1 protein-coding gene is annotated in these 1164 nt (G+C 63.4%); it reads left to right on the top strand.

Annotated features, from left to right (window positions below; all coding sequences use genetic code 11):
* Positions 1 to 105 precede the first annotated feature (105 nt).
* Positions 106 to 1119: a DNA polymerase III subunit delta' gene (locus B3520_RS15475; protein WP_286804295.1), complete on the top strand. Its 1014-nt coding sequence runs from the start codon at positions 106 to 108 to the stop codon at positions 1117 to 1119.
* Positions 1120 to 1164 lie beyond the last annotated feature (45 nt).

Genomic DNA, 1164 nt, shown 5'->3' with positions numbered 1-1164 from the left:
GAAAGGGCTTCCCCTCCATGGGCCGGACGTGATGGAGCAACCGCTGGGCAACCACCAACCCGAACGCGTACAATACCGCCAAACTTCAACCGAAACCGACGCCCCATGTCCGAACACTTCCCGGCCCTGCCATACCCCTGGCAAAAAGAACCCTGGCAACGCCTCAACCGCCAAATCAGCGAAGGCCAACTGCCCCACGCCCTCATGTTCGCTGGCCCCCCAGGCATCGGCAAAGCCCACCTGGCCACCGCACTCGCCCAGCGGCTCCTGTGCCAGACACCCCAGCAAGACACCGCCTGCGGCAAATGCCACAGCTGCGGCCTGCTCAAAGCCCAGACCCACCCCGACCTCACCGTTCTGCAACCGGAAGAGCCGGGCAAAGCCATCAAAATCGACGTCATCCGCGAACTCACCCAGACCCTGGGCACCACCGCCCAACAGGGCGGCTACAAAGTCGTCATCCTCGAGCCGGCCGAAGCCATGAACGCCAACTCCGCCAACGCCCTGCTCAAAACCCTGGAAGAGCCTGCTGACGACACCGTGCTGATCCTCATCAGCCATACCCCCAGCGCCGTGCTGCCCACCATCCGCAGCCGCTGCCAACTGCGCAGCTTCGCCATCCCGCCCCAGGCCCAGGTCCTGAACTGGCTCAACCCCCTGGTCTCCGGCAGCGGCTTCGAACCCGAAGCCCTGCTCGAACTGGGCCGAGGCGCACCCCTGCACGCCCTGGCCCTACTCGAAGGCGACGCCCTGGAACAACGCCGCCAGCGCGAAAAAGACTTCATCAGACTCTGCGACCAGCAGCTCACCGCAATCCAACTTGCTGACCAATGGCAAAAAGGCGACGTCGGCGAAGCCATCGAATGGCTCCTGATATGGCTCTACGACCTGGCCCGCTGGCAGGCCGGCGCCGACGTATCCACCTTCAAACCGCTGCCGGATCACCTCCAACACCAATTCCAGCGCATCCCACCCGCGCTCCTGCACCGGTACCTGGAAAAGCTCCTGACCGTCAAAAGCCAGTGGCTCAGCGGCGCCAACCCCAACAAACAGCTACTATTGGAAGAGTTGTTGCTCGATTGGGGTGTCGTGATGCGGCAGGCGATGAAGGCGGCGTAGAGTTTGGGTTACGGCGGATGGGTCACGATCGGTTACGGCGGATGC

The organism is Marinimicrobium sp. UBA4509 (assembly GCF_002388575.1).
Classification (GTDB): Bacteria; Pseudomonadota; Gammaproteobacteria; order Pseudomonadales; family Cellvibrionaceae; genus Marinimicrobium; species Marinimicrobium koreense.
This window is presented reverse-complemented; position numbering and strand designations above follow the sequence as displayed.

Bases quoted from the DNA above. Each gene is read 5' to 3' on its own strand.
- B3520_RS15475 (WP_286804295.1), top strand. From the start codon at position 106: ATGTCCGAACACTTCCCGGCCCTGCCATACCCCTGGCAAAAAGAACCC.